This is a genomic window from Kitasatospora sp. NPDC088160 (assembly GCF_044741445.1).
GTDB lineage: Bacteria > Actinomycetota > Actinomycetes > Streptomycetales > Streptomycetaceae > Kitasatospora.
This window is the reverse complement of the sequence record NZ_JBIUSS010000030.1, coordinates 70394-97284: the sequence shown is the minus strand read 5'-3', so window position 1 is coordinate 97284 and position 26891 is coordinate 70394. Positions and strand designations below refer to the sequence as shown.

General features: G+C 75.4%; 19 protein-coding genes. 9 read left to right on the top strand and 10 right to left on the bottom strand.

Translation table 11 applies throughout. The features are described 5' to 3' along the window. Window positions 1-15 precede the first annotated feature (15 nt). From ACIOGZ_RS35900 to ACIOGZ_RS35885, 4 genes are all read right to left on the bottom strand, one after another. Window positions 16-1200, bottom strand: coding sequence for a PP2C family protein-serine/threonine phosphatase (locus ACIOGZ_RS35900; RefSeq protein ID WP_363586732.1), 1185 nt, complete (start codon window positions 1198-1200; stop codon window positions 16-18). A 190-nt stretch (window positions 1201-1390) separates the two neighbouring features. Next, window positions 1391-4618, bottom strand: coding sequence for a UvrD-helicase domain-containing protein (locus tag ACIOGZ_RS35895; RefSeq protein WP_371517223.1), 3228 nt, complete (start codon window positions 4616-4618; stop codon window positions 1391-1393). Between the two features lie 32 nt (window positions 4619-4650). Continuing rightward, complete coding sequence (locus ACIOGZ_RS35890; protein WP_363586734.1) at window positions 4651-7968, bottom strand: ATP-dependent DNA helicase; 3318 nt, start codon at window positions 7966-7968, stop codon at window positions 4651-4653. Window positions 7969-8141: 173 nt separating this feature from the next. Then, complete coding sequence (locus ACIOGZ_RS35885; protein ID WP_371517224.1) at window positions 8142-8504, bottom strand: MGMT family protein; 363 nt, start codon at window positions 8502-8504, stop codon at window positions 8142-8144. Window positions 8505-8638: 134 nt separating this feature from the next. Between ACIOGZ_RS35885 and ACIOGZ_RS35880 the strand changes: the two genes are divergently transcribed. After that, complete coding sequence (locus tag ACIOGZ_RS35880) at window positions 8639-11395, top strand: lysylphosphatidylglycerol synthase transmembrane domain-containing protein (RefSeq protein WP_363586736.1); 2757 nt, start codon at window positions 8639-8641, stop codon at window positions 11393-11395. Window positions 11396-11452: 57 nt separating this feature from the next. Here the strand turns inward: ACIOGZ_RS35880 and moeZ are convergent, their stop codons facing one another. The 4 genes from moeZ to ACIOGZ_RS35860 all read right to left on the bottom strand — a co-directional run bounded on the left by moeZ (window position 11453) and on the right by ACIOGZ_RS35860 (window position 16731). Beyond that, on the bottom strand, window positions 11453-12631 hold the full coding sequence (moeZ, locus tag ACIOGZ_RS35875) for an adenylyltransferase/sulfurtransferase MoeZ (protein ID WP_363372596.1): 1179 nt from the start codon (window positions 12629-12631) through the stop codon (window positions 11453-11455). A 227-nt stretch (window positions 12632-12858) separates the two neighbouring features. Then, a complete protein-coding gene (locus ACIOGZ_RS35870; protein ID WP_363586737.1) occupies window positions 12859-13833 on the bottom strand; it encodes an NAD-dependent epimerase/dehydratase family protein in 975 nt (324 codons plus the stop codon). 118 nt (window positions 13834-13951) lie between these two features. Continuing rightward, window positions 13952-15052, bottom strand: a complete 1101-nt coding sequence (locus tag ACIOGZ_RS35865) for a hypothetical protein (RefSeq protein WP_400809865.1) — start codon at window positions 15050-15052, stop codon at window positions 13952-13954. Beyond that, window positions 15052-16731: a DUF3492 domain-containing protein gene (locus tag ACIOGZ_RS35860; protein ID WP_363629526.1), complete on the bottom strand. Its 1680-nt coding sequence runs from the start codon at window positions 16729-16731 to the stop codon at window positions 15052-15054. Before ACIOGZ_RS35860 ends, ACIOGZ_RS35865 begins: the two co-directional genes overlap by 1 nt. An 808-nt stretch (window positions 16732-17539) precedes the next feature. Here ACIOGZ_RS35860 and ACIOGZ_RS35855 point away from each other — a divergent pair. The 3 genes from ACIOGZ_RS35855 to ACIOGZ_RS35845 all read left to right on the top strand — a co-directional run bounded on the left by ACIOGZ_RS35855 (window position 17540) and on the right by ACIOGZ_RS35845 (window position 19017). Further along, the gene (locus tag ACIOGZ_RS35855) at window positions 17540-18190 is read left to right on the top strand and encodes a TetR/AcrR family transcriptional regulator (RefSeq protein ID WP_363586740.1); all 651 of its coding nucleotides are present in this window, start codon (window positions 17540-17542) and stop codon (window positions 18188-18190) included. Between the two features lie 141 nt (window positions 18191-18331). Next, window positions 18332-18559: a DUF3107 domain-containing protein gene (locus ACIOGZ_RS35850; protein ID WP_063347919.1), complete on the top strand. Its 228-nt coding sequence runs from the start codon at window positions 18332-18334 to the stop codon at window positions 18557-18559. Between the two features lie 134 nt (window positions 18560-18693). Then, a complete protein-coding gene (locus tag ACIOGZ_RS35845) occupies window positions 18694-19017 on the top strand; it encodes a hypothetical protein (RefSeq protein WP_363586741.1) in 324 nt (107 codons plus the stop codon). A gap of 19 nt (window positions 19018-19036) precedes the next feature. Here ACIOGZ_RS35845 and ACIOGZ_RS35840 read toward each other — a convergent pair whose 3' ends face one another. Further along, entirely contained in the window at window positions 19037-19765 is a 729-nt protein-coding gene (locus tag ACIOGZ_RS35840) for a ferritin-like fold-containing protein (protein WP_063347921.1), read from the bottom strand. A 706-nt stretch (window positions 19766-20471) separates the two neighbouring features. On the opposite strand from ACIOGZ_RS35840, the gene ACIOGZ_RS35835 reads away from it, so the two are divergent. The 5 genes from ACIOGZ_RS35835 (at window position 20472) to ACIOGZ_RS35815 (ending at window position 25887) form a co-directional block, all read left to right on the top strand. Continuing rightward, window positions 20472-22442 carry a DEAD/DEAH box helicase gene (locus ACIOGZ_RS35835; RefSeq protein WP_400989014.1) on the top strand — a complete coding sequence of 657 codons (1971 nt, stop codon included), beginning with the start codon at window positions 20472-20474 and terminating at the stop codon, window positions 22440-22442. Between the two features lie 169 nt (window positions 22443-22611). Next, complete coding sequence (locus ACIOGZ_RS35830) at window positions 22612-23487, top strand: alpha/beta fold hydrolase (protein WP_363629529.1); 876 nt, start codon at window positions 22612-22614, stop codon at window positions 23485-23487. 360 nt (window positions 23488-23847) lie between these two features. Continuing rightward, the gene (locus ACIOGZ_RS35825) at window positions 23848-24006 is read left to right on the top strand and encodes a hypothetical protein (protein ID WP_159398440.1); all 159 of its coding nucleotides are present in this window, start codon (window positions 23848-23850) and stop codon (window positions 24004-24006) included. Between the two features lie 310 nt (window positions 24007-24316). Beyond that, the gene (locus ACIOGZ_RS35820) at window positions 24317-24955 is read left to right on the top strand and encodes a DUF6758 family protein (RefSeq protein ID WP_363586743.1); all 639 of its coding nucleotides are present in this window, start codon (window positions 24317-24319) and stop codon (window positions 24953-24955) included. A gap of 71 nt (window positions 24956-25026) precedes the next feature. Next, window positions 25027-25887, top strand: a complete 861-nt coding sequence (locus ACIOGZ_RS35815; RefSeq protein WP_400989012.1) for a PHP domain-containing protein — start codon at window positions 25027-25029, stop codon at window positions 25885-25887. Window positions 25888-25961: 74 nt separating this feature from the next. On the opposite strand, the gene ACIOGZ_RS35810 is transcribed toward ACIOGZ_RS35815, so the two are convergent. Next, window positions 25962-26603, bottom strand: coding sequence for a suppressor of fused domain protein (locus tag ACIOGZ_RS35810; RefSeq protein WP_363586745.1), 642 nt, complete (start codon window positions 26601-26603; stop codon window positions 25962-25964). Between the last annotated feature and the right edge of the window lie 288 nt (window positions 26604-26891).

Sequence of the window (26891 nt, the reverse complement as noted above, 5' to 3'; positions counted from 1 at the left end):
GGGCCCAGCACGGGACTAGTGCCGGGTCAGGACGCCGTGCTGGTGCGGTAGTTGGGTGCCGGCGGCGGGGGCCGGCGCGTACTGGAGGAGCAGCATGGCCGCGTCGTCGCCGAGTTGGCGGCCGACGTGGCGCACCACGTCCTCGTGCAGGCGCTGCAGGACGTCCGCCGGGCGGCCGTCGGCGCAGCGCGGGAGGCGCTCGGCGAGCGGGTAGAAGGCGCCGGAGCGGTCGCGGGCCTCGATCACCCCGTCGGTGAACAGCAGGACCCGGTCGCCGGGCCGCAGTGCCACCCGGTGCACCGGCGGCCGGACGTCGGCCGGGTCCAGGACGCCCAGCGGCGGGACGGTCTCGGCGAGTTCGAGCGGCCGGACATCCCCGCCGCGCAGCAGCAGCGGCGAGGGGTGGCCGCAGTTGACCAGTTCCGCGGTGCCGTCCGCCCCGACGCCGATCAGCACCAGGGTGACGAACTCCTCCTCCACGCCCGGGTGGTCGTTCTCGTGCAGGGCCCGGTCGAGGCTGACGGCCAGCCAGCCGGCGACCCGGTCCAGTGCGGGCTCCTGGTGCGCGGCCTCGCGGAAGGCGCCGAGGACGGCGGCGGCGGTCTCGACCGCGCCGAGGCCCTTGCCGCGGACGTCGCCGACCACGGCCCGCACCCCGTGCCGGGTGTTGACCACCTCGTACAGGTCGCCGCCGATCCTGGCGTGCGCGGCGGCGGCCTCGTAGTGGACGGCCGCCTGGACGGTGCCGACCCGCTCGGGGACGGGCCTCAGCAGCACCCGGCGGGCGATCGAGGCGACGAGCTGGGCGTCGGCCAGCGCCCGCTCCTGGCGCAGCCGCAGGGTGGCGCTGACCCAGCCGATCAGCGCGACCAGCAGGATCGCGAAGACGCTGGCGGCGTGCACGGACTGGTCGAGCGCGTCGCTGCGGAAGGCCATCAGGAAGGCCACCGCCTCGGTGAAGAGGCCGATGGCGAGCGGGTACCAGGTTCGGTGGCTGACCACGGCGGCCAGCGCGGGGACGGCGGTGAGGGCCGGTTCGACCGTCACCTCGGTGTTGCTGACGAAGTCGAGGGCGACGATCAGCGCCATGCCGATGAAGGGCAGCGCGAGCGCCGTCCTCGGCCAGGTGCCGGTCGTGCCCGGAGCGGGTCCCGGGGTCGGCCCGGTGAACCGCTCTCTGATCCATCCGGTCGCGCTCAACGTCGTTACTCCAGCAGAAGACGCCGATGCCCTGGGGCACCTGCGGTGATGACTGAGGGTTAGGGAATGCGGGCCTCGCTGGCGGCCGGAGCACGGGGGTTGACCGGTTACCGACCCCACAATAGGCACGAAACGTGCATGACGCACAGGTTTCGGGCGCTGCCGTGATGACTTGAATGCTCTGCGTGACTCATTCTTCACTGTTCCCGATCAGGAGCCGTTCCAACTCTTTTCGGTCGGGAAGTCCTGCCGGACGGACGATCCGCCCGCTGCGGACGTACAGGAAGGAAGCCGTGACCTGCTCCGGCGGAACGCCCGCCTGCTCGGCCCAGGCGATCCGGTAGACCGCGAGCTGCAACGGGTCGGCAGTCTCCTCGCGGTGGGTCTTCCAGTCCACCACTTCGTAGCGTGACGCGCCACCGGCTACTGACGTCACGTCACCGTCCCGGTAGACCGCGTCGATCCGGCCGCGCACCACCCGCCCCCCGAGCACCAGCTGGAACGGCGCCTCCACCCGGTGCGGCCGGCGCTGGGCGTACGGGGTGCGCAGGAACGCCTCCTTGAGCTGCTCCAGGTCCTGCTCGTCCTCGATGCCGTCGTCGTCCGCGCCGGGCAGCGCGCCCGGCTCGATCAGCAGCAGCGGTTCGATCCGGGACTGCACCCAGGCGTGGAAGCGGGTGCCCCGCCGGGCGGCCGGCTGCGGCGGGCGCGGCATCGGCCTGGCCAGGTCGCGCGCGAAGCCGTCCGGGTCGGCAGCCAGGCGCAGCAGTTGGGTGGCGGACAGCGCGGCGGGCAGCGGCACGTCGCGGGCGGTGCGCCGGGAGCGCTCCAACTCGCCCAGCAGCGCGGTGAGGTCGCGGTCCCAGGAGGCCGCCTGGCGCTGGTCCTCGGCGGCCATCGGCTCGGGCTCGGGGGCGGGCGCGCCGGCCAGCCGGGCGTGCACCACCTCGGCGACCCGGCGGCGGGCCAGCTGGGCGGCCGGGTCCAGCGGCAGCGGCCAGGGGTGCTCGACGGGGGCGGCCAGCGCCGGGTTCTCGGCGCCCTTCTCCGGCTGCTCGGCCCAGTGCTCGACCTCCCCGGCGCCGGGCCGCTCGCAGTGCTCGCGCAGCTGCTCCAGGAAGGCGGACGGGCCGCGGACGGTCTTCTGGCTGGGCCCCCACCAGTGCCCGGAGGCCAGCAGCAGCGTGCGCGGGCGGGTGAACGCGACGTAGCCCAGGCGCAGTTCCTCGGTGCCGGAGTGCTCGGCCAGCTGCCGTTTGAACGCGGTCATGGCCTTGCCGTCCCACCCGCCGCGCACGTCGGGCAGGGTGTCCGCGTCGCCGCGCAGGGCGTGCGGGAGCACCCGCTTGCTGCTGGTCCAGCGCTCGCGCGAGGTGGTGGACGGGAACGAGCCCTTGACCAGGCCGGGGACGGCGACGACGTCCCACTCCAGGCCCTTGGACTTGTGTGCGGTGAGCACCTTCACGGTGTCCTCGCCGCCGGGCAGGCTGCTGTCCAGGCCGCGCTCGTACTCCTGGGCGGCGCGCAGGAAGCCGAGGAAGGCGGCCAGGCCGGGGTCGCCGTCGAGGTCGGCGAAGGAGGCGGCGACGTCCAGGAAGGCGTGCAGGGTCTCGCGCCGCCGGGCGGCCAGCGCCTGCGGGGAGGCGGCGAGTTCGACCTCCAGGCCGGTGACGGCCAGCACCCGGTGCAGCACGTCCATCAGCGGGTCGGCGAGCGAGCGGCGCAGGTCGCGCAGCTCCTGGCCGAGGCGGGCCAGGCGGACCCTGGCCTCGGCGGAGAAGGGCAGTTCGTCGGGCTGCTCCGCGTCGAGGAAGGTCTCCACCGCGTCGGCGAGCGAGACCACCTCGGTGGGGTCGGCCTCGGCGACGGCCGCCGTCAGCGCCTCCACGCCCTCGGGTCGGTCGGTGCGCACCAGGTCGGCGGCCCGGCGACCGAGCAGGGCGAGGTCGCGCGGGCCGATCCGCCAGCGCGGGCCGATCAGCAGGCGCACCAGCGCGGCGTTGGCGGTCGGGTCCTGGAGCACCTCGCAGACCGCCACCAGGTCGGCCACCTCGGGCAGTTGCAGCAGCCCGCCCAGGCCCACCACCTCGACCGGCACCTCGCGGGCGACCAGGGCCGCGTGGATGTCCGGGAAGGCCGCGCCGCCGCGGCACAGCACGGCGATCCGGCCGGGCGCGGTGCCGGTGCGCACCAGGTGGGCGATCGAGTCGGCGAGCCAGTCGACCTCCTCGGCGTGGGTGGGCAGCAGCGCCGCCCGCGCGTAGCCGTCCTGCTCGGCGCCGGGGGCCGGGCGCAGCGCCTCGACGCCCTCGTGCATGGCCCGCAGCGGCGCGGCGAGTTCGTTGGCGAAGGCGAGCAGCCGCCCGCCGCTGCGGCGGTTCTCGCTGAGCGCGTAGCGGGCGGCGGGGCGGCCGTCGGCCTTCGGGAAGTGCCGGGGGAACTCGTCGAGGTTGGCGACGGAGGCGCCGCGCCAGCCGTAGATCGCCTGGCAGGGGTCGCCGACGGCGGTGACGGGGTGGCCGCTGACGGGGTGGGCACCGCCCGGTCCCCCTGGGCCGGCGCCGAACAGGCCGGCCAGCATCAGCCGCTGGGCGACCGAGGTGTCCTGGTACTCGTCGAGCAGCACGACCCGGAACTGGCCGCGGAGCAGCGCGCCGACCTCGGGCCGCTGCTGGGCGAGCCGGGCGGCGGCGGCTATCTGGTCGCCGAAGTCCATCAGCCCGGCGGCGTGCTTGCGGCGCCGGTAGTCCTCGACCAGGCGCAGCAGCTCCAGCCGGGCCCGGGCGGTGGCGGGGACGGCCCGCAGGTCGTCGTTGGTGAGCTTGACGGTGGCGAGGGTGTCCAGCAGGTCCTCGTCGTGGGCGCGCAGGGTGTCCGGCTCGACCAGGTGCTCGGCGAGTTCGCCGTCCAGGGCGATCAGGTCGGCGACCAGGTTGGCGAAGGTGCCGGTGAGCGCGGGGAACGGGCCGCGGGCGGTGCGCAGCACCTTGGCGGCGAGCTGGAAGCGGGTGGCGTCGGCGAGCAGCCGCACGTCGGGTTCGATGCCGATCCGCAGGCCGTGCTCCTTGAGCAGCCGGCCGGCGAAGGCGTGGTAGGTGGAGATCTCCGGTTCGCCGAGCGGCTCCGCGCCGTCCTCCCCGGTGACACCGGCCCGCAGCAGGGCGGTGCGCACGCGTTCGGCGAGTTCGCCGGCGGCCTTGTTGGTGAAGGTGAGGCCGAGCACCTCCTCGGGCCGGACGGCGCCGGAGCCGACCAGCCAGACCACCCGGGCGGCCATCACCGTGGTCTTGCCGGACCCGGCGCCGGCCACGATCACGGCCGGTTCCAGGGGGGCGCCGATGGCCGCCATCTGCTCCCGGTTGAACGGGATGCCCAGCAGCTCCTTGAGCTGGTCGGGATGGCTGAGCACGGCGGTCACCCCGCAACGTTAACCGGAGCGGCGGACAACCTTCACTCGACGAGTTGCGCCCCGTCCCGCTGGGCGGAGCAGCTGCGGCGGAAGGTGCAGCGGTCGCAGCCGCCGCCGGTCTGCGGGACGAAGCGCTCGGCGAGGACCCGGCCGGCCGCGTCGGCGAGCAGGTTCTCGATCCACGGCTCGCCCTCCGGCGGGTCCTGCCGCTGCACCTTGGGGGCGTCCTGGGCGGCCTTGGCGGCGGGCTCGCGCAGGTGGACGAGTTCGGCGCCGCCGGTGGCCGGGGGGCGGTCGGCGAAGCCGGGCAGCTCGTTGAGGGCCCCTGCGCGGACGGCGAGCTGGTAGACGGCGAGCTGCTTGTGCTCGGGCAGCGACCTGTCGGTGGGGATCTGCTTGCCGGTCTTGAAGTCGACGACGTAGGCGCGCCCGGCCGCGTCCTTCTCGACCCGGTCCATCGAGCCGCGGATGCGCACCGAGACGCCGCCGGCGTCGAGGGTGACGTCGAAGCCGTGCTCGGTGGCGACGAGGTCGCGGCCGCGTTCCAGCACGTGCCAGTTGAGGAAGCGCTCCAGGGCGGCACGGGCCTGGGTCTTCTCCTGCTGGGACTTCCAGGGCGCGTCGAAGGCCAGCGCGTCCCAGACGGTGTCCAGGCGTTCCATCAGGACGGCGAGGTCGGCGGGGGTGCGCCCGGAGCCGACCTCGTCGGCGAGCGCGTGCACGACGTTGCCGAAGCCCTGGGCGGCGGAGCCGGCTGCGCGGGCCTTGACCTCCTTGTCCAGGAACCACTGCAGCGAGCAGTTCTCCAGTTGCTCCAGGCCGCTGCCGGACAGCCGCACCGGCAGGTCGGCGCTGCGCAGCGGGTCGGGGGCGGCGGTGGCGTCGGCCAGGCCCCACCAGCGGTCGGGGCGGGCGGCGGGCACCAGTGGCAGGCCCTCGTCGTCGGTGGCGGCGGCGAGCAGGGCGAGCCGTTCGGCGGCAGCCCGGCGCAGTTCGGGCGAGCGGGCCGGGTCGACGGTGACGGCCCGCAGTTCGGCGACCAGTGCGGCGACGGACAGCGGGCGGCGCGGACGGTGGGTGACGTCCTCGACGACGACCGGCGGGGTGCGGCGCACGACCCTTCCGGTGCGCGGGTCGACGTCCTCGCGGTAGAGCTCGCGCAGGAAGCGGGAGGGCTCGTCGCCGTCGTCGGCGGGGGCCTTGACGGCGGTGACGATCAGCCGCTCCCGGGCGCGGGTCGCGGCGACGTAGAAGAGCCGGCGCTCCTCGCCGAGCAGGGCGCCCGGGGAGAGCGGTTCGGCGAGGCCGTCGCGGCCGATCCGGTCGGCCTCCAGCAGGGAGCCGCGGCGGCGCAGGTCGGGCCAGAGGCCGTCCTGGACGCCGGCGACGACGACCAGGCGCCACTCCAGGCCCTTGGAGCGGTGGGCGGTCATCAGCCGGACGGCCTCGGGGCGCACGGCCCGGACGGTGAGGGTGTCGGCGGCGATGTCCTGGGCGTCGAGCTCGGCGAGCAGGTCGAGGGCGCCGCGGTGGCCGGTGACCTGTTCCTCGGCGCGGGCGGCGGTCTCGAACAGGGCGCACAGCGCGTCGAGGTCGCGGTCGGCGTTGCGGCCGGCGGCGCCGCCGCGCAGGGCGGCCCGTTCCAGACGTTCGCGCCAGCGGCGGCTGCCGTCCCACAGCTCCCAGAGCGCCTCCTCGGCGGTGCAGCCGCCGGCGAGGCGTTCGCGGACCTTGCGCAGCAGGGTGCCGAGGTCGCGGGCCCGGCGGGCGTGGGCGGGGTCGAGGGCGATCAGCCGCTCGGGTTCGGCGAGGGCCTCGCGCAGCAGGTCGCCGGCCGGGCGCGGGGCGGCCGGGTCCCCGTCGGCGCGCAGGGCGGCGCGTTCCTCCTCGCGCAGGGCGCGGCCGAGGCGGCGCAGGTCGGAGCCGTCGAGGCCGCCGAGCGGGCCGGTGAGCAGGGCGTGGGCCAGGTCGGTGGTGAGCGGGTCGGGTGTGTCGGGGTCGCCGTGCCGGTCGCGGGCGGCCTGCTCGGCGCAGACCCGCAGGGCGAGCAGCAGGTGGGCGACGGCCGGCTCCTCGCGCAGCGGCAGGTCGTCGCCGTCGATCTCCAGCGGGACGCCGGCCGCGCTGAGCGCCCGCCGTACGCCGGGGATGGAGCGGGCGCCGGCCCGGACCAGGACGGCCATCTCGCCCCAGGGCACGCCGTCCTCCAGGTGGGCGCGGCGCAGCAGGTCGGCGATCGAGTCGAGTTCGGCGCCGGGGGTGGGGTAGGTGTAGACCTCGGCCCGGCCGCCCTCGCGGGAGGGCAGCAGCGCGCGGTGCTGGGCGAGCTTGTCGGCGGGCAGCCGGCCCATCGGCATCCGCCGGGCGAGCTCCCGGGAGGCGGCGAGCAGGACGGCGCCGGAACGGCGGGAGACACGCAACACCTTGACGTCGGCGGGTTCGCCGTCGGCCCGGCGGAAGGTCTGCGGGAAGTCGAGGATGCCGTTGATGTCGGCGCCGCGGAAGGCGTAGATCGACTGGTCGGGGTCGCCGACCGCGACGAGTTCGCGACCGCCGCCGGCCAGCTGGCGCAGCAGCCGGACCTGGGAGGGGTCGGTGTCCTGGTACTCGTCGACGAACACCACCTCGTAGCGCCGCCGCAGTTGCTCGGCGACCTCGGGGCGTTCGGCGAGCAGGACGGCCCGGTGGACGAGTTCGGCGTAGTCGAGGACGCCGCGCAGGTCGAGCACGTCGAGGTAGTCGGCGAGGAAGTGCGCGGCGGCGGCCCAGTCGGGGCGCTGGACGCCCTGGGCGAAGCGCTCCAGTTCGGCTTCGCCGAGGCCCAGCTCGCGGCTGCGGGCGAGGACGGCACGGACCTCGTCGGCGAAGCCGCGGGTGGTCAGGCAGGCCCGCAGGTCGAGCGGCCAGTGGATCCGGGAGCTGCCGAGTTTCGCGTCCTCGGCTCCGCCGGCCAGCAGTTCGCGGACCATGACGTCCTGCTCGGGGCCGGAGAGCAGCCGCAGCGGTTCGGCGTAGTCCTGCGGGTCCTGGTGGGCGCGCAGCAGGGCGTAGCTGAAGGAGTGGAAGGTGGTGGCCTGGGGGGCGGCCGAGGAGGAGCCGAGCCGGGCGGACATCCGGTCGCGCAGTTCCGTCGCGGCCTTGCGGCTGAAGGTGAGGACGAGGATGCGCTCGGGGTCGGTGCCGTCCTCGATCCGCCGGGCGACGGCCTCGACCAGGGTGGTGGTCTTGCCCGTCCCGGGGCCGGCGAGCACCAGCAGCGGCCCGCCGCCGTGCTCGACCACGGCGCGCTGGTACTCGTCCAGCACGGGTGGGGCGGGCTGGACGAGCGGGCTGCGCACGAGCCGGTACGGGGAACTCACGGAGGCGGATCCTGGGGTTGTGCTGGAGGCGTGGCCGGGCGGGCCCGCCGGGGCCCGCCCGTATCGAGCCTACGATCCTGCCCCGTCATTCCCGTCGGCGCGGCGGTTTCGCGGCATCCCCGGTCCGCAGCGACCCGGTCCGCGGCGGCCTCGTCGCGCGTTCCGCGGCGGCCTCATCGCGCGGTGCCCGGCTCCCGTCCGTCCCAGCGGGCCCGGCGCAGGTCGACCCGGGGCGGGTCGGCGAGTTCGCGCAGCGGGGTGCCTTCCTCGCCGTAGTGGGCGAGGGCGCGGTGCTCGTGCCCGGGCAGGAAGCGGCCGTCGGCGCGGATGACCCGCCACCAGGGGACCGAGCCGCCGTACAGGGCCATCACCCGGCCGACCTGCCGGGGGCCGCCCTGGCCGAGGTACTCGGCAACGTCCCCGTAGGTCATCACCCTGCCGGGTGGAATCCGCTCGGTCAGGTCGAGCACCAGTTCGGCGAAGGGCGGCAGGGTGTCCGGGAGGCCGTCGTCTGTTACGTCCGTCACCTGCGGCATTCTTCCTCACGGGGGCGCACCCGCGGCCCCGTACGAACGATCCGCCGCGCCCGATCCGGCCCCTGTCCAGCACGGGGCGCCGAGGCATGCCACCATCTTCGGGGCGGTGAGTGGTGATACGAGGACAAGACCAGATGACCGGGACGGCTGACGTGGGTGTGGACGAGGACTCCGACGAGTCCGCCGCCGCCGTGCCCTCGGCTCCCGGTGGTGGGCCCGCGACCGGGCCTACGCCGGAAGTCTCCCTGATCAAGGACCGGACGATCAAGACCCCCGCGCCCGCCGAGGCCTCCGAAGAACCCGCCGAACCCGCCGAACCCGCCGAGGCCCCCGGGGAACCGGCCGTCCCCGGACCGGCGGCTGCCGAACCGCCGGCCCGGCGCCCGCTGCCCGACTACCACGACCCGCTGGACGGCACCCCGCACCTGGACGTCGACGAGCCACTGCTCGCCGCCCGGGCGCACCGCCCGTCCGACCTGATCCGCTTCCTGGCCGGCGTCTTCGGCATAGTCGCCGTCTTCGTGCTGGCGGGCATCGCCACCTCGACCACCACCGGCATCGAACAGGACATCGCCACCAACGCGCCGCACTTCTCCGCGGTGCTCTCCACGATCACCGGCCTGCTCTCCAGCGTCGCGGTGCTCGCCGTGCCGCTGGCCTTCGCGGTCGAGCGGCTGATCAAACGCGACGGCCTGCGGGTCGCCGACGGCGTGCTCGCCTCGGTGCTCGCCTACGGCGTCTCGCTGGGCATCGACTGGTGGGTGGCCGAAGGCGCCTCCGACCACATCCGGGACGCGCTGACCAGGCTGCCGATGGACAGCAACGGCACCCTCACCGACCCGGTGCACGGCTACCTCGCCCCGGTGATCGCCTACATGACCGCGGTCGGCATGTCGAGCCGCCCCCGGTGGCGGGTCGCCCTGTGGGTGGTGGTGGTCTTCAGCGGGATCACCGAACTGCTCGGCGGCTACACCACCCCGCTGTCGCTGCTGCTCACCGTCCTGATCGGCTGGTCCGTCGCGTACGGCACGCTGTACGCGATCGGCTCCCCGAACATCCGGCCCACCGGCCAGCACCTGATGATCGGCCTGCGCAAGGTCGGCTTCACCCCGGAGAGCGCCCACCGCGCCCCGGACGCGCCCGGCGGCACCCGCCGCTACTACGTCACCCAGCAGAGCGGCCCGCCGCTGGACGTCCACATCATCGACCGCGAGCAGCAGGCCTCCGGCTTCTTCTACCGGGCCTGGCGGCGGCTGCGGCTGCGCTCGGTGGCGGTGCGCCGCAGCCCGCAGTCGCTGCGCCAGGCGCTGGAGCAGGAGGCCCTGATCGCCTACGCGGCGGCCGCGTCGGGCGCCCGCGCGCCGCAGCTGGTCGCCACCTCCGAGCTGGGTCCGGACGCCGCGATCCTGGTCTACGGCAAGGTCGAGGGCCGCATCCTGGACGAGCTCTCCGACGAGGAGGTCACCGACCAGGTGATGGCCTCGCTCTGGGAGTCGGTGGCGGCCCTGCACGAGCGCCGGATCGCCCACCGCCGGCTGACCGGCGAGTCGCTGCTGGTGGTGGACGAGAAGACGGCCTGCCTGGTCAACCTCTCCGGCGGCGACATCGCCGCCACCGACCTGACGCTGCGCATCGACGTCGCCCAGCTGGTCACCACCTTCGCGCTGCGGATCGGCCCGGAGCGGGCCGTCGCCACCGCCAACGCGGTGCTCGGCGCCGACCGGGTCGCCCAGGCGCTGCCGCTGCTCCAGCCGGTCGGGATGAGCCGCTCCACCAGGGTCGACCTCGCGCGGCTCACCAAGGAGCGCAAGACCGTCGCCCGGGCCAGGGCGCTGGAGCAGGTCGCGGCCGGCGAGCGCACCCAGCAGCAGGCCGAGGAGGACATCGCGGTGGCCGGCGAGGACCTGCTGAGCCGCATCCGCGGCCAGATCCTCCAGATCGCCCCCGAGGCGCCGATGGAGCCGGCCAAGCTGGAGCGGCTGAAGCCGAAGAGCCTGATCATGGTGATCGCGCTCACCTTCGCCGCCTACCTGGCGCTGACCACCATCAAGCCGGCCCAGCTCAAGCTCTCCCAGATGGACTGGGTCTGGGCGGCGGCGGCCCTGCTGGCGGCCGCGTTCAGCTACGTCGCCGCCGCGATGAGCCTGACCGGATTCGTCCCGGAGAAGCTGCCGTTCCGGCGCACCGTCGCGGCCCAGCTGGCCGGCTCCTTCGTCAAGCTGGTCGCGCCCGCCGCGATCGGCGGCATCGCGCTCAACACCCGCTACCTGCAGAAGGCCGGGATCCGCTCCGGCCAGGCGGTGGCCTCGGTCGGCGCCTCCCAGCTGGCCGGCCTGGCCGGGCACCTGCTGCTGCTGTTCAGCTTCGGCCTGATCACCGGCAGCCAGACCAACGGCGACCTGTCCGCCTCCCGCGCGGTGATCATCGGCGTGCTGACCGCCGCCGTGCTCGCCCTGGTGGTGGCGGCGGTCGCGCCGCTGCGCCGGTTCGTACTGGGCCGGCTGCGTTCGCTGTTCTTCGGCGTGGTGCCGCGGATGCTCGACCTGATGCAGACGCCCAGCAAGCTGGTCACCGGCTTCGGCGGCATCCTGCTGCTGACCCTGTCCTTCACCGCCTGCCTGGACGCCTCGGTTCAGGCCTTCGGCGGCGACGTCAGCTTCTCGGCGGTCGCGGTGGTCTTCCTGACCGCCAACGCGGCCGGCTCGGCGATCCCCACCCCGGGCGGCATCGGCCCGGTCGAGGTCGCCCTGATCGGCGCCCTGACGGTCGCGGACGTGTCGCCGGCGGTCGCCACCCCGGCGGTCTTCCTCTACCGGGCGCTCACCTTCTGGCTGCCGGTGCTGCCGGGCTGGATCTCCTACAACGTGCTGCAGCGCCGCGGCGCGCTCTGACGTCCACCGGATACGCGGAAGGGCCCGCCGAGGCGGGCCCTTCCGCGTATCGGCGTTCTAGTAGACCGGCTTGTGCGGCTCGATCTGGTTGACCCAGCCGAGCACGCCGCCGCCCAGGTGGACGGCGTTGGCGAAGCCGGCCGCCTTGACCACGGCCAGCACCTCGGCCGAGCGCACGCCCGACTTGCAGTGCAGCACGATCTTGCGGTCCTGCGGCAGCTTCTCCAGGGCGTCGCCCATGAGGAACTCGTTCTTCGGGATCAGCACCGCGCCGGGGATGTTGACGATCTCGTACTCGCCGGGCTCGCGGACGTCGATCAGGAAGATGTCCTCCTTGTCGTCCTGCCACTGCTTGAGCTGCGCCGAGGTGACGGTCGAGCCGGCGGCGGCGGCCTGCGCCTCCTCCGACACGACGCCGCAGAAGGCCTCGTAGTCGATCAGCTCGGTGACCGTCGGGTGCTCGGAGCAGACGGCGCAGTCCGGGTCCTTGCGGACCTTCACCTGGCGGTAGTTCATCTCCAGGGCGTCGTAGATCATCAGCCGGCCGACCAGCGGGTCACCCACGCCGGCCAGCAGCTTGATCGCCTCGGTGACCTGGATCGAGCCGATGGACGCGCACAGCACGCCCAGCACGCCGCCCTCGGCGCAGGAGGGGACCATGCCCGCCGGCGGGGCCTCCGGGTAGAGGCAGCGGTAGCAGGGGCCGTGCTCGGCCCAGAACACGCTGGCCTGGCCGTCGAAGCGGTAGATCGAGCCCCACACGTACGGCTTGCCGAGCAGCACCGCGGCGTCGTTCACCAGGTAGCGGGTGGCGAAGTTGTCGGTGCCGTCCACGATCAGGTCGTAGCCGGAGAAGATCTCCATGACGTTGGAGTTGTCGAGGCGCTCCTCGTGGAGGATCACGTCGACGTAGGGGTTGATCTCCTTGACCGAGTCCCGCGCCGACTCCGCCTTGGAGCGGCCCACGTCCGACTGGCCGTGGATGATCTGGCGCTGCAGGTTCGACTCGTCGACCACGTCGAACTCGACGATGCCCAGCGTGCCGACACCGGCCGCGGCCAGGTACATCAGCGCGGGCGAGCCCAGGCCGCCGGCGCCGACGCACAGCACCTTGGCGTTCTTCAGCCGCTTCTGCCCGGCCATGCCCACGTCGGGGATGATCAGGTGGCGGGAGTACCTGCGGACCTCGTCAACGGTGAGCTCGTCGGCCGGCTCGACCAGGGGTGGCAACGACACGGGGACTCCGATGGGTGTCTGGTTCAGGTGGCCTGGGCCAGCCTCATGGTGGTTGCTGCGCCGCCACGCGGGTGGCTCCTAGGCCAACAGTGTCACGCCCCTCCGGTATTCCGAGACAGCTCGTCCGATGGGCGAGACGGCCGGCGTCGGATCGTGGGACCGCCCGCCGGAGCCCGGAAAAGCGCCCCCGGCCTGTGCCGACAGGCCCGGGCGCTCCCGGTGGCCGCTCAGACCCGGCAGGCCGTCTCCAGCCAGACGTCCCCGAGCGACTCCTCCAGCGGCACCTGTGTCCGCCAGCCGAGACGGTCCCGGGCGGTGCGCACGTCCGCCTGCCGCCACGGCACCGGCTCCCCCGCCGCGACCCGGCCCTCCGGCCGGTGGCCCGGCAGGTGGTGGCCGGGCAGGTGGTCGCCGACCGGGCCGCCGGCCTGCGCGGGCAGCAGGACCTGGCGGTTCTCCTCGACGATCGCCCCCTCGAAGCCGGACGCCCGGACCAGCAGCTGGGCCGCGTCCCGGGCCCGGACGGCGTGCCCGCTGCCGATGTTGACCACCCCGGTGGCGGCCGACACCGCCGCCGCCTGAATCGCCCGCGCGACGTCCCGCACGTCCACGAAATCCCGGTATCCGGACAGGTCCGGCATCCGCACCTGGGTTTCGTCCCGCTCCAGGGCCCGCCGCAGCCCCTCCGCGAGCCGCCCGAACAGCGAGGCGGTCGGCGCCCCCGGGCCCACCACGTCGAACACCCGCAGCACCGCCGCGTCCAGGCCCGACGCCAGCACCAGCTCCGTCCCGGCCAGCTTGGACACCCCGTACGGGCCGACCGGCCGCGGCTCGGCCTGCTCCGACACCGGCACCCCGCCCGGCACCGGGCCGTACTCGGCGGCCGAGCCGACGTGCACCAGCCGGGCCGGCTCCCGGCTGCGCCGGATCGCCTCGCAGACGGTGGCGACGGCCAGCGTGTTCGACCGGATCAGGGTGCGCGAGCTGCCGTAGGTGGCGCCCGCGCAGTTGATCACCACCTGCGGCACGACCGCGTCCAGGAACCGGGCCAGCGCGCCCGGGCTTCCGGTGGTCAGGTCGAAGCGGATGTCGGCCGAGTCGCGCCGGCCGAGCACCGTCACCTGCAACTCCTGGTCCATGAGCAGACGATCGGTGACCCGGCGGCCGATGAAACCGTCGGCGCCCAGCAGCAGCACCCTCATCGGGGGCGTCCTTCCACGAAGCGAGGTCGGGGACGACCTGGCGGACTGAAAATCAAGAGCGGACTGAGTGAGAGCAAAGAGAAGGGGGCGGCACCCGGGGCCGCACCGGCGGGCGGGCTCAGCGGTGCGAACCGGCCCGGCCGAGCACGGCCCAGGCGTACGCCAGCAGCACCGCGGCGACCGCGCCGCCGCCGAGCATCCCGGCCGTCGGCCCGGAACGGCCCAGGGCGAGCAGCCCGAGCGCCACGGCGGGCCCGGCCAGCGCCCCCGCCGCGGCGGCCGCCGTCCGGCCGCAGCGGGCCAGCAGCGCGGGCAGCACCAGCAGCAGGCCCAGCACGCCCTGCGCCGCCCACTGCGCGGCACCGGCCCGTTCGGCCGCCAGGTGCAGCAGGCCCCCGCCGTGGCCCGGCCCGGGGCGCGGCGCGAGGACGGTCAGCACCGCCAGCGCGGCGAAGGTCAGCACCGCGAGCACCGCCAGGTGCAGGGCGACCGCCACCGGGAGCACCGGCCGCATCCGGGACCGGAACTCGGCCAGCGTGGCCGCCGCGCCGAGATGGCCGCGGCCGACCTGCCGGTACCAGCGGGCCGCCCGCTCGGCCGACCCGGCCGACACCGCCCCGGCCAGCACCAGCGCGGCGGTCAGCCGCCGGTCCCCGTCCGCCGCGGCCAGCGGGAGCAGCAGCAGCGCGGCCAGGCCCAGCCCGTGCCCCAGCGCCGCCGGGTGCCACCGGGAGCCGGCCCGCCGCGGCGCCCGCGCCGGACCCAGCCCGTCCGCCGCGCCGCAGGGGCGGGTGTCCGGCGGGCCGGGCTCGGCGGCGGGGTCCGCGGCCAGGGCGGGCACCAGCACCAGCGGGACGGCGGCCGGCAGCAGCACCGGCCAGCGGGCGCCGAGCGCGACCACGGCCGCGCAGGGCAGTGCGGCCAGCGCGGCGGCGGTCAGCGTCGCCCGGGTGGCGGCGGCGCACTCCCGGCCGCGCGGCGGCTCCGGCACGGGTGGGCGGCGGGGCACCCGCGCGTACAGCTCCTCGGCGAGCGAGAACAGGTCGGCGTGCCGGCAGCGCGCGGCGGCCTGCGGGCCGAGCCCGGCCTCCTCCAGTCCGGCGGCGATCTCCAGCGGGTCGACGGCCCGCTCGCACAGCGCCCGGTGCTCGGCCATCACCTCGCGCACCGGGTCCCCCACCGGGCTCCCGGGGCCGCCCGGCGCCGCGCCGCCCGCCATCAGACGGCCTCCGCGAGGGCGCCGGGGCGCTCTTGCGCGCCGGCGTCACCGCCCCCGTCCTCCGGCCGCTCGGACCCGGCCGGCCCGGCGCCGTGGCGTCCGCCGGGGCCGTCCGCCGCGTCCGGGGCACCCTGGCCGCCCGGGCCGTCCGGCGCGCGGCGGCCGTCGGCGAGCCAGTACTCGGCGGGCCGGGCGAACGGGCGCGGCGACTCCCCGGCCGCGCCGCCGGCCCCGCCGCCGGGGAAGGCCGGGTACTGCGAGACCAGCTCCAGGTAGATCTCCCGGAAGGCGCCGATCACCGGCTCCACGGCGAAGCGTTCCTGCGCCCGCAGCCGCCCGGCCAGCCCGAGCCGGGCGCGCCGCTCCTCATCGCGCAGCAGCGCCAGGCAGGCGCCGGCCAGCGCGCGCGGGTCCCGGGCGGGCACCAGCAGCCCGGTCGGCCCGACCACCTCGCGGGCCACCCCGACGTCGGTGGACACCACGGCCCGGCCGCTGAGCATCGCGTCCGCGAGCAGCCGGGGGCTGCGCTGGGACAGCGCGGAGAACACGGCCAGCGTGCCGCCCTCCCAGACCTCGGCGAGCGAGCCGGGCCGCCCGGCGAAGTCCACCGCCGCGGCCAGTCCGAGCCGCTCGGCGAGCGCCGCGCAGTGCGCCCGGTAGCCGGGCTCGGCCTCCTCGCCGTGGATCACCAGCCGGGCCCTCGGCAGGTCGGCGCGCACCCGCGCGAAGGCGTGCAGCATCAGCTCGGTGTCCCGCCCCGGCTCCAGCGCGCCCGCCCACACCAGGGTCGGCACGGCGGGCTCGGGCCCGGCCGCCGGGCGGACCACCGCGGGCGTCCCCTCGTAGACCACCCGGGTGCGCGCCGGGTCGGCCCCGCAGCGGCGCTGCCACTGCTGGTCGTGGGCGCTGCCGGGGGTCAGGACGGCCGCCTGCCGGTAGGTCTCCTCGGTCAGCGCCCGGAAGTACGCCAGCAGCAGCGCCCGGACCGGCCACCGGTACGGCGCCTCGCGGTGGCCGAGGTACTGCTCGCGCAGGTGCAGGCCGTGCTCGGTGACCACGAACGGCACCCCGTGCAGGTACCGGGCGACCAGCGCGGGCAGCGCCGCGGGGCCGCCGCCGACCACGTGGCACAGGTCGGCGCCGCCGAGGCCGTCGGGCCCGGTGCCGTACCAGGGCGCGGACAACGGCCGCAGGCACTGCTCCAGCAGGTCCGCCGCGACCAGCACGTCGCGGACCAGCGGCTGCCCGGCCGAGGTCTCCGCGCCCGGCAGCCGCCAGACCCGCTCCAGGGTGCGCCGGGCGTGCGCGGAGGCGAGGAAGGCGGGCAACGTGCCGTCCTCCCGGGCGAGGACGGCCAGCCGGTACAGCCCGGCCCCGAAGCCGGCCCGCTCCCCCGGCAGCACCAGGGCTCTGACCAGGTCCTCGTACGCCCGGGCGTACTGGCGTCCGCGCAGCGTGCCGGGCACCCGGCCGCCCGGCCGGCGCCCCCACAGCGCCAGCTCGCGCGCCCCGCGCCAGGCGGGCGACAGCCGCTCGGCGGTGCCCTGGCCGCCCTGGCCGGTCAGCAGGTACAGCCCGAACTCGTGCTCCGGCAGGCCCGCGGCCAGCCGGTCGCACCAGCCTCCGGCGCCGCGCCGGGAATGTGGGCCGGCACCCTCGGTGAGCAGGGCGATGCGCACGGGAGACCTCCAGGGCAGAGCGGATCACGGGCGGGCGGATCACGGGCGGGCGGATCGACGGATGGCTTGAGCGGCTTGAGTGGCCACCGGGGCGGCCCCGCACGGCGGCGGGGACGGTCCGGGGGCGAGGAGTCCGGTCGGCCGGGTACGACACCGCGACGCTCCCCCGGGGCGGGGCACCACCGAGCGGTGGTGCGGCCGTCCGGCCCGACGGTCCGGCCGCGCCCCTCCCGCGATCCGTTCCCCCGGGCGCACGCCCGTTCCGGCGGGCCGGGCCCGACCCGCCGGGCCCCCTGGGTGCGGCCGCCCTCCGGATTTCCCCGGCGTCCGCGGCCTCCCCCACACCTGTTCGGTCCGACAGCAGAAAGGTAGGACCGGGCCCGGGCAATCCATCGGTCACATGCCTGGTTGCCACCTGAACGAGTGAACGGGCGTGACCTCGCCCCGAACCGGGCCGTTACCGGGCGGCGCCGGCGGCCGGGCGCCGGTCGCCGGCCTCCCCGCTCATGGCGGACGATGGGAGTGGCCTTGTTCGCCGCCGCGAGGGGCCCCGGGTCCACGATGCTGGCCCGCGCTCCGCGCTCGGTGACGCCGCCGGTGCGGTGCGTCACGAGGTTCGGATTCCGACGGCCCGGACGGCCGTTCCGGCCCCTGTCACACCCCTGCCGACGCCGAGGTCAGCGCCGTATTGTGGGCTCCTGACAAGGAGGCCGAGGTCCTTTTCTCACTCCCGCCGAACGCGGAAGCGGTTACCGAAAAGTAGAATCGGCCCTCTTGCCAGCCCCGAACAACCGAAGTGAGGAGCGCCGTGACGGCCATCCAGGAGGCGCAGGAGCGCCCGCGCGGTGCCCGCCTGCCGCGAAGCGCCCGCCGTGAACAACTGCTCGGTGCCGCCCAGGAGGTGTTCGTCGCGCAGGGTTACCACGCGGCCGCCATGGACGACATCGCCGACCGCGCCGGGGTCAGCAAGCCGGTGCTGTACCAGCACTTCCCCGGGAAGCTGGAGCTGTACCTGGCGCTGCTGGACAAGCACTGCGACGCCCTGGTCGAGTCGACCCGCGACGCACTGTCGACGACCACCGACAACAAGCTCCGGGTGGCCGCGACGATGGAGGCGTACTTCAACTACGTCTCCAGCGAGTCCGGCGCGTTCCGCCTGGTCTTCGAGTCGGACCTGACCAACGAGCCGGCCGTGCGCGAGCGGGTCGAGCGGGCCTCCGAGGCGAGCGCGACGCTGGTCAGCAAGGTGATCCAGGAGGACACCGACCTGCCCGAGGCGGAGTCCAAGCTGCTCGCCGCCGGGGTCTGCGGCCTGGCCCAGATCACCGCCCGGTACTGGCTGTCGCAGGGCCTGGACATCCCGCGCGACGAGGCGGCGCGACTGGTCGCCAGCCTGGCCTGGCGCGGGCTGAAGGGCTTCCCGATGCACCCCACCTCGGAGGGCGGAGAGGCCCTCTAGCAGGGGTGATCCACCGACCTTCGCCGCCGCGGTGATCCCGTGCTCTATGGTGAAGCCGTACGGCGCGGTCGTCGCGAACGCTTGTCCCAGGCGGTCGGGGTGTCCGCGCGTGGAGGCTGCAACCCCGGAGGGACGGAAGCCGTGGAGGTCAAGATCGGCGTGCAGAACACGCCGCGCGAGATCGTGATCGAGAGCACGCAGAGTGCCGATGAGATCCAGAGCGCGATCGCCAAGGCGCTGGAGGGTTCGGAGAAGCTCTTCGCGCTGACCGACGAGCACGGCCGCCGCGTCATCGTCCCGGCCGAGCGCCTGGCGTACGTGGAGATCGGCGAGCAGGCCGCCCGCAAGGTCGGCTTCGGCACCGCCTGAGGCGTCGTCCGAGCTGCTCACCCGGTGCCCCGCTCCCCCAGGGAGCGGGGCACCGTTGCGTGTACGGCCGGGTCGGCCGGGGTACGGCGACAGTGCGGCCGTCGGCGCCGCGCGCCCGTCCCCGGGAGGCAGTTTTGCTGGTCGAGTCGATCGCCTTCGCCCTCGTCGGCCTGGCCGCGGGCCTGGCCGCACTGCTGGCGCGGCCCGCGTACTTCCGGGCGGCCCGCACCCTGACCCTGGGCACCGCCCTGGCGGCGGCGCTGCTCGGCGGGACGGTGGCGCACTTCTGCCTGGACGGGCGCTACCCGGCGGCGTCGATCGCGGCCGCGGCGCTGGCCTCGGCGGTGCTGACCACGACGCTGGCCCGGCCGGACCTCGCCGCCGGGCGGGCCCCGGCGCACCGGCACCACCCGCACCGGGCCGGTGTCCACCGCACCCGGCGCCACCGGCCGGCCTGACGCCCGGGCCGGGCAGGCCCTAGCTGGCCAGGCCCAGGGCGGCCATCCGCCGGGTGTGCGCCTCGGTGATCCGGTTGAACATCTTGCCGACCTCGACCAGGTCGAAGCCCTGCACCTGGACGCCGCCGACCAGCAGGTTGGACAGCGCGTCCCTCTCGGCGACCACCCGCTGGGCCTGGCTGAGCGCCTCGCCCATCAGCCGCCGGCCCCACAGCGCGAGCCGGCCGCCGGAGCGCGGGTCGGCCTCGATGGCCTGGCGCACCTTGTCCACCGCGAACTGGGCGTGCCCGGTGTCGGACATGACGCCGAGCACCAGGTCGCGGGTGTCGTCGTCGAGCCGGACGGCGACCTCGCGGTAGAAGTCGGTCGCGATGGCGTCGCCGACGTAGGCCTTGACCAGGCCCTCCAGCCAGTCCGAGGGCGCGGTCATCCGGTGGAACAGCTCCAGCGGCTCGACGAACGGGCGCATCGCCTCCTGCGGGTCGGCGCCGATCTCGGCGAGCCGGTCGTGCAGGCGCTGGTAGTGCTGGAACTCGGCGGAGGCCATCCGGGCCAGGGCCGCCTTGTCGGCGAGGTCCGGCGCCAGCTTGGCGTCCTCGGCGAGCCGCTCGAAGGCGCTCAGCTCGCCGTAGGCGAGTGCGCCGAGCAGGTCCAGCACCGCCGCCCGGTAGCCGGGGTCGGCCGAGCACGCGGCCCAGTCCCCGATCGAGCCGGCCGCGGCGTCCTGCGTCTCACCATGGGTCTCCATGACCCGCCACCTTAGTCCCGCCGGCCCGGGGGACCCACCCTGGCCGGCCGTCGGCCGGTCGCCCGGGTGACCGGCCGGAACACCCCTTCCGGCCCGGGTCGGGAGGGGCAATGTCAGACGCGTCACGTGTTCGAGTCGTCGCCTGACTGTATGGTGGTACGGAGCCCCGTCGTGTTCGCACGGTGTCACCGCCGTCTCGGTGTCCCGCGCAAGCCCGCTCCGAAGCGGCACCGTCCATCCGGACGTGTCCGCACCGGAGCCACGGGTACTCACGTACGCGGATGCCCGGTCGGAGAGCCGATCGGCTCCGACCATGGCTTGGACTTCAAGCCTTGGCACCGCATCAGTGGCCGAGCGAGGGCCGCCGAGACCACGCCCCCTGGCGAAGGTCCCGCGCAGGTCCCTCATGGGAATCCTCCCCGACGCCGCCGGCGACGCGCCCCGCACAGGGCAGCGCGCACCGGCCGGCCGCAGGGACCGGCGCGGTTGTGCGTCCGCTCAGCTGCATCAGGGCCGCCAGGCCCGTACGCAGCCGTGCGGCTGCCCGCCCGCCGCTCGCTCTCGGCCCCTTTCACACGGAAGAGGCAGCACCCTGTCCACCACCGCTGAACCCATCAAGACGACGTTCCGGGATCTGGGAATCCTCCCGGAGACCGCCGAGGCGCTCGAGTCCGTCGGCATCGTCCACCCCTTCCCCATCCAGGAGATGACCCTCCCGGTCGCGCTGACCGGCCACGACGTCATCGGCCAGGCCAAGACCGGCACCGGCAAGACCCTCGGCTTCGGCCTCCCGCTGATCGAGCGGTGCGTCGTGCGCGCCGACGTGGACGCCGGCCGGGCGACCGAGGAGCAGCTCTCCGACGGCCCGCAGGCGCTCATCGTCGTCCCGACGCGTGAGCTCTGCACCCAGGTCACCAACGACCTGCAGACCGCCGGCAAGGTCCGCGACGTGCGCGTCCTGGCCGTCTACGGCGGCCGCGCGTACGAGCCGCAGGTCGAGGCGCTCGCCAAGGGCGTCGACATCGTGGTCGGCACCCCGGGCCGCCTGCTGGACCTGGCCGGGCAGAAGAAGCTGAACCTGTCCAAGGTCCGCTCGCTGGTCCTGGACGAGGCCGACGAGATGCTCGACCTCGGCTTCCTGCCGGACGTCGAGAAGATCATCACCATGCTGCCGGCCAAGCGGCAGACCCTGCTGTTCTCGGCCACCATGCCGGGTCAGGTCATCAGCCTCGCCCGCCGGTACATGAGCCAGCCCACCCACATCCGGGCCGCCGCCCCGGACGACACCGGCACCACCGTCGCCAACATCGAGCAGCACATCTTCCGCGCGCACTCGCTGGACAAGGTCGAGCTCGTCTCGCGCATCCTCCAGGCCGACGGCCGCGGGCTGGCGATGATCTTCTGCCGGACCAAGCGCACCGCCGCCGACGTCGCCGACCAGCTGACCCAGCGCGGCTTCGCGGCCGGCGCCGTCCACGGCGACCTCGGCCAGGGCGCCCGCGAGCAGGCGCTGCGCGCGTTCCGCAACGGCAAGGTCGACGTGCTGGTCTGCACCGACGTCGCCGCCCGCGGCATCGACGTCGAGGGCGTCACGCACGTGGTCAACTACCAGTGCCCCGAGGACGAGAAGACCTACCTGCACCGGATCGGCCGCACCGGCCGGGCCGGCGCCTCGGGCACCGCCGTCACCCTGGTCGACTGGGACGACATCCCGCGCTGGCAGCTGATCAACAAGGCGCTGGAGCTGACCTTCAACGACCCGGAGGAGACCTACTCCACCTCGCCGCACCTGTACGAGCTGCTGAAGATCGCGCCGGGCACCAAGGGTGTGCTGCCGCGTTCGGAGCGGACCCGGGCCGGGCTCGGCGCGGAGGAGGTCGAGGACCTCGGCGAGACCGGCGGGCGCGGTGCGCGCACCGCCCGGGCCAAGGGCCCGCGCAGCGGCTCCGGCCGCCACGGCGCCCCCGAGGCCGCCGTGGCGACCGAGGAGAAGCCGCGCCGCACCCGTGAGCGCCGCCGCACCCGGGGCGGCTCCGCGGTCGCCGAGGGCGAGGCCGGGACCGTCGTCGAGGCCCCCGCGGCCCCGGCCGTCGAGGGCACCGAGGGCGAGTCGGCCCCGCGCCGCCGTCGCCGCCGTTCGCGCGGCGCCGCCGCCGGCGAGGCCGCCGTGGTGGCCGAGGCCGTCGCGGTGACCGAGGCGGCCGTGGCGGCTCCGGTCGCCGAGGCTCCGGCCGCGGTGGCCGTCGTGGCCGCCGCCGAGGCCGTCGTCGAGGCCGCCGTCGCGGAGAAGCCGGCCGCCCGCACCCGGACGCGCGCCGCCCGCAAGCCCAAGGCCGAGGCCGTCGAGGCCCCGGCCGAGGCTCCGGCCGCCGAAGCCGTCGAGGCCGTCGAGGCCGCTGAGGCCGTCGTCGCGAAGAAGCCGGCCACCAGGACGCGCACCCGCAAGCCGAAGGCGGAGGCCGTCGAGGCCGTCGCCGAGGCCCCGGCCGCCGAGGCCGCCGTCGCGGAGAAGCCCGCCACCCGGACGCGCACCCGCAAGCCCAAGGCCGAGGCCGCGACCGCCCCGGCGGCTCCGGAGGCTGCGGCCGCCGACGCCGCGACCGAGGTCCCGGCCCCGCGCAAGCGCACCCGGGCCCGCAAGGCCGCCGCCGCGCCGGAGGCCACCCCAGAGAGCTGACGCACCCCGTCCCGGAGGGGGCGGGCCGGGCCCCTCGCGGTCCGGCCCGCCCCCTCCGGCGTTCCGGCGTTCCGGCGTTCCGGCGTTCCGGCGTTCCGGCGTTCCGGCGTTCCGGCACAGGCTGGATAGGGTCGGGGTCACCGGCCAGTCGCCTGCAGGAGAGCAGCCCATGAGCACGCCGCCGTTCCTCACCCTTCCCCGCTGCGCCCGCGCGCTGCGGCTGTCCACAAGCCGCGGCGGGTTCGCCGCGCTGCGGGCCGAGCCGGACGGGCCGGTGCGCGGCTCGGCGCTGCTGGTGCCGGGCTTCACCGGCAGCAAGGAGGACTTCATCGCCCTGCTGGAGCCGCTGGCGGCGGCCGGCTACCGGGTGACCGCCGTCGACCAGCGCGGCCAGTACGAGACCGGCGGCCCGGACGACCCGGCCGCGTACGCCGTCGAGGCGCTGGGCGCGGACGTCCGGGCGCTCACCGAGGCCGTGGCCGCCGACGGCGGGCCGCCGCACCTGCTGGGGCACTCCTTCGGCGGCCAGGTGGTCCGGGAGGCAGTGCTGGCCGCGGCCGCGGACGGCCCGTCGCCGTGGCGCTCGCTGACCCTGATGTCCACCGGCCCGGGCGCGATCGACCCGGCCGAGGCGGCCCGTACCCAGCTGCTGCTGGACGTGCTGCCGGTCATGAGCCTGGAGGAGATCTGGCAGGTCATGCGGCAGATGGAGGAGGGCAGCGGGGACCAGAAGCAGCGCCCGGAGCCGGCCGTCGCGGAGTTCCTGCACCGCCGCTGGCTGGCCAACGTACCGCTGTCGCTGAGCGTCACCGGTGGCCATCTGGTCGCCGCGCCGGACCGGGTGGCGGAGCTGGCCGCCGCCACCGCCGGCCTGCCGGTGCTGGTGCTGTCCGGGGTGCGGGACTACGCCTGGCCGGTGCCGGAGCAGACCGGGATGGCGGAGCGCCTGGGGGCCCGCCGGGTGGTCGTCGAGGACGCCGGCCACTCCCCCAACGCCGAACGCCCGGCCGCCACGGCCGAGGCGCTGGCCGCGTTCTGGGCCTGAGCCGCACCGGTCCCGGAGAGTGGTCTGAACCACTTCTCGAAGTTCGACCGTCCTCAACACAGGACAAAAGTCGTTAGTTACGGTAATCTTTGATTCTGTCCGGGAATCATCGCCGGCCTCCGCGTCGGCGCGAATCAGCCGAAACCTGGACTTCACGGTCGGGCAACGACCCGGAAGCATCACCACGTCACCGTGGTTCACGAGGCACCAGGCAAGCAGGGGGAGCCCTTGCCGCAGCAGACCGCCGCACGTACGAACCGAACGATCCGGCCGCACCGCCGGACCCGCAGGACCCCGAAAGGGCTGGTACCCACTCAGCCGCAATCGCCCCGACCGACGGGGCAAGAAGAGGAGACGCCCATGACGAAGACCATGCGCTTCGAGATCGTCCGACTGGACGACGCCAACGGCTCCGCCGCCGACCGCCTGATAGCCGACGCCGAGACCGTCCGCGAGTTCGTCCAGGCCGCCGCCCGCACCGGTGAGCGCCTGCTCATCCGCCCGTGCCCGACCGTCTGACCACGCGCGGCGCCTCCGACCGGGAGCCCTCACCCGCCGCCGACGAGCCGGGAGCGTCCGATCCGGACGTTCCGATACCCGACTGACGCCCTGTCACCGCGATCGCCGATGACAGGGCGTCAGTGCGTCCGGGCCCTGGGCCCGTAGACGTTTGCCGCCGCCCGCCACGGGACATCCCCCAACGGGAACCGCCCGTGCCGCGCCGCCCCACCCGCGCCGAACGGGCCCCGCCACCGACAGGTGCCGCCGAGCCCTCCGTACGGGTGATCGTCCTTGACGCGGCGGTCCGGAGGGAGGAGCGTTGTCGCCTATGAGGGGCGAGCCAAGCTGCCCGAGGTGCGCCGGTCGGGTCCGCGCCCCCGGTCTGTTCTCAGACACCTGGCAGTGCGACCGGCACGGAGCCGTGCACCCGATGCAGCCCGTGCTGCCACCGAGCGTCGAAGCCCTGGGCGTCGCCGTCGCCCGCTCGCAGGTCCCCGTCTGGCTGCCCTGGCCGCTCCCGGTCGGCTGGCTCTACACCGGCATCGCCCACGTCGGCGACGACGTCTCCGGCGCCCGGGCCACCGCCGTCGCCTGCTCCGGACCGGCCCCGCTCGGCGGCTTCGGCGAGCTGGTGCTCGTCGCCGAGGAACTGGGGGTCGGCCTCGGCGCCCGCTACGCCGGGATGCCCGGGCCCGACCCGGGCGACTCCGTCGGCCTCTACAAGCCCGCCGACGCCAAACTGCTGGCCGCCGGGCGGCCCACCCCGATGTTCCACGTCCCGGACGCCCCGGTCGACCGCGCGGTGTTCGTCGGCGAGGCCCGCGGCCTCTGGCTCTGGGCCGTCGCCTGGCCCGAGCAGTCCGCCCTGGTGATGTACGACGAACTCGTCCTCACCGACCTGCGCGAGGCCGGCGCCGAACTGGATCTGCTCCCCTGCGGGGCCCTCTCCCCCCGCCTGCTGGGATAGGTCCTGTCCGGCCGGGGCCCGGCGCCCTGTCCTATCCTGGGCGGCACCCCGAGCCCTCAGGAGTCCGCCCCGTGCGCATCGACCTGCACGCCCACAGCAACGCCTCCGACGGCACCGACAGCCCGACCGAGCTGGTCGCGGCGGCCGTGGCCGCGGGCCTCGACGTCGTGGCGCTCACCGACCACGACACCGTCGCGGGCCACGCCGAGGCCGCCGAGGCGGTGCGCGCGCTGCCGGACGGCAGCCGGCTGACCGTCGTCCCGGGCGCCGAGCTGTCCTGCGTGGTGGGCGGCGTCAGCATGCACCTGCTGGCGTACCTGTTCGACCCGGACGAGCCGGAGTTCGCGCGCGAGCGGGAGCTGGTGCGCACCGACCGGTTCCGGCGCGGGCGGGCGATCGTCGAGCGCTGCCGCGAACTCGGCGCGGACATCAGCTGGGAGCAGGTGCAGCGGATCGCCGGGACCGGCTCGGTCGGTCGCCCGCACATCGCCAGCGCGCTGGTCGAGGCGGGCGTCGTGGCCACCGTGTCGGACGCCTTCACCGCCGAGTGGCTGGCCAACGGCGCCCGGGCGGACGTCCGCAAGCACGAGACCGACCCGATCGAGGCGGTCCGGCTGGTCCGGGCGACCGGCGGGGTACCGGTGTTCGCCCACCCCGGCGCGGTCAAGCGCGGGCGGACCGTTCCGGACCAGGTGATCGCCGACCTCGCGGCGGCCGGGCTGGCGGCGCTGGAGGTCGACCACACCGACCACGACGAGGAGACCAGGGTGCGGCTGCGCGGCCTGGCCGACGAGCTGGGGCTGCTGGTCACCGGCTCCAGCGACTACCACGGCAGCCGCAAGACCGTCCGGCTCGGCGAGCACACCACCGATCCCGCGGTGTACGAGGCGCTGCTGGCGCAGGCCACCGGCGCGAAGCCGATCGGCGGCTGAGGGCCGCGCGCCGGGGTGCGGGGGCGCGGCGGGAGCGCGGGGCCAGGACGGGAGACCCGTGACCTGAGCCCCGGTCAGTCCAGCCGGACGCCGCGGCGGTCCGGGTCGCGCAGGTCGGCGCCCTGCTCCAGCCAGCGCTCCTGGAGCGCGGCCGCGCCGTGCACCCGCTTCCAGCCGGCCTCGTTGGGCGTCATCGGCAGCAGAGGCAGGAAACGGACCGGGTCGGCCGGCTCGTCCAGCTCCAGGTCCGGCACCAGGCCGCCCGGCTCGGCGGCCAGCACCGAGGTGAACGGCGCGCCGTCCCACAGCGGGGCGCCGAGGTCCAGCGAGCCGCCGGGGGCCACCACCAGGCCCTCGACCTGCGGGGTCGCGGCCAGGGTGGCCAGGCTGCGCAGCACGCTGTCGCGCCCGCCGCGGACGGTCAGCACCAGTTCGGCGCGTGGGCCGCGCAGTTGGTCGGCCACCGGTGCGGTCGGGTCGGCCATCGGCGCGGCGGACATGCCGAGCGTCGCGTACCGGACCAGGCCGTCGGCGTCCGGGCCGAAGCGCAGCACCTCGATCCGGTCGGTGCCGAGGAAGGTGACCGCGGCGCGGCCGCTCGGCTCGCCGAAGGTGGTGATCAGCCGGGCCTCGACGGCGGCCAGCACCGCCTCCCGGGAGAGCGCCGGGGAGCTGCCGCCGTGGGGTTCGCCGAAGAGCGGGAAGTCGTGCGCCATGCCGGTGAGCGTAACCCCCGGGGGCGGGCCGGCCGTGTGCGGGCGGCCCGGGCAAAGCCTCGGGAAAGCCCGGGGCGCCGATGGTCGGTCAGATGTTAGGGTGAGCGACTGGCCACCGGGAATCCTCAGGTTCCCGGGGCGGCGGCACGAAGGAGGTGGTTGCGGTGGATACCGGCCGACCATGCAGTACCGGCAGCTCTACCCGGCCCCGACTTCCCCGCACCCCTCGCCACGCAGGCTGAACCGGCTGATCCAGCCGAGGTAGCCCGGGCAGGCCGGGCGCGGACG

Coding starts and splice junctions, on each gene's coding strand:
- ACIOGZ_RS35885 (WP_371517224.1), bottom strand. CDS start 8,504: ATGCCGCAGGTGACGGACGTAACAGACGACGGCCTCCCGGACACCCTG.
- ACIOGZ_RS35880 (WP_363586736.1), top strand. CDS start 8,639: ATGACCGGGACGGCTGACGTGGGTGTGGACGAGGACTCCGACGAGTCC.
- ACIOGZ_RS35870 (WP_363586737.1), bottom strand. CDS start 13,833: ATGAGGGTGCTGCTGCTGGGCGCCGACGGTTTCATCGGCCGCCGGGTC.
- ACIOGZ_RS35865 (WP_400809865.1), bottom strand. CDS start 15,052: ATGGCGGGCGGCGCGGCGCCGGGCGGCCCCGGGAGCCCGGTGGGGGAC.
- ACIOGZ_RS35840 (WP_063347921.1), bottom strand. CDS start 19,765: ATGGAGACCCATGGTGAGACGCAGGACGCCGCGGCCGGCTCGATCGGG.
- ACIOGZ_RS35835 (WP_400989014.1), top strand. CDS start 20,472: ATGACCCTCCCGGTCGCGCTGACCGGCCACGACGTCATCGGCCAGGCC.
- ACIOGZ_RS35830 (WP_363629529.1), top strand. CDS start 22,612: ATGAGCACGCCGCCGTTCCTCACCCTTCCCCGCTGCGCCCGCGCGCTG.
- ACIOGZ_RS35825 (WP_159398440.1), top strand. CDS start 23,848: ATGACGAAGACCATGCGCTTCGAGATCGTCCGACTGGACGACGCCAAC.
- ACIOGZ_RS35820 (WP_363586743.1), top strand. CDS start 24,317: ATGAGGGGCGAGCCAAGCTGCCCGAGGTGCGCCGGTCGGGTCCGCGCC.
- ACIOGZ_RS35810 (WP_363586745.1), bottom strand. CDS start 26,603: ATGGCGCACGACTTCCCGCTCTTCGGCGAACCCCACGGCGGCAGCTCC.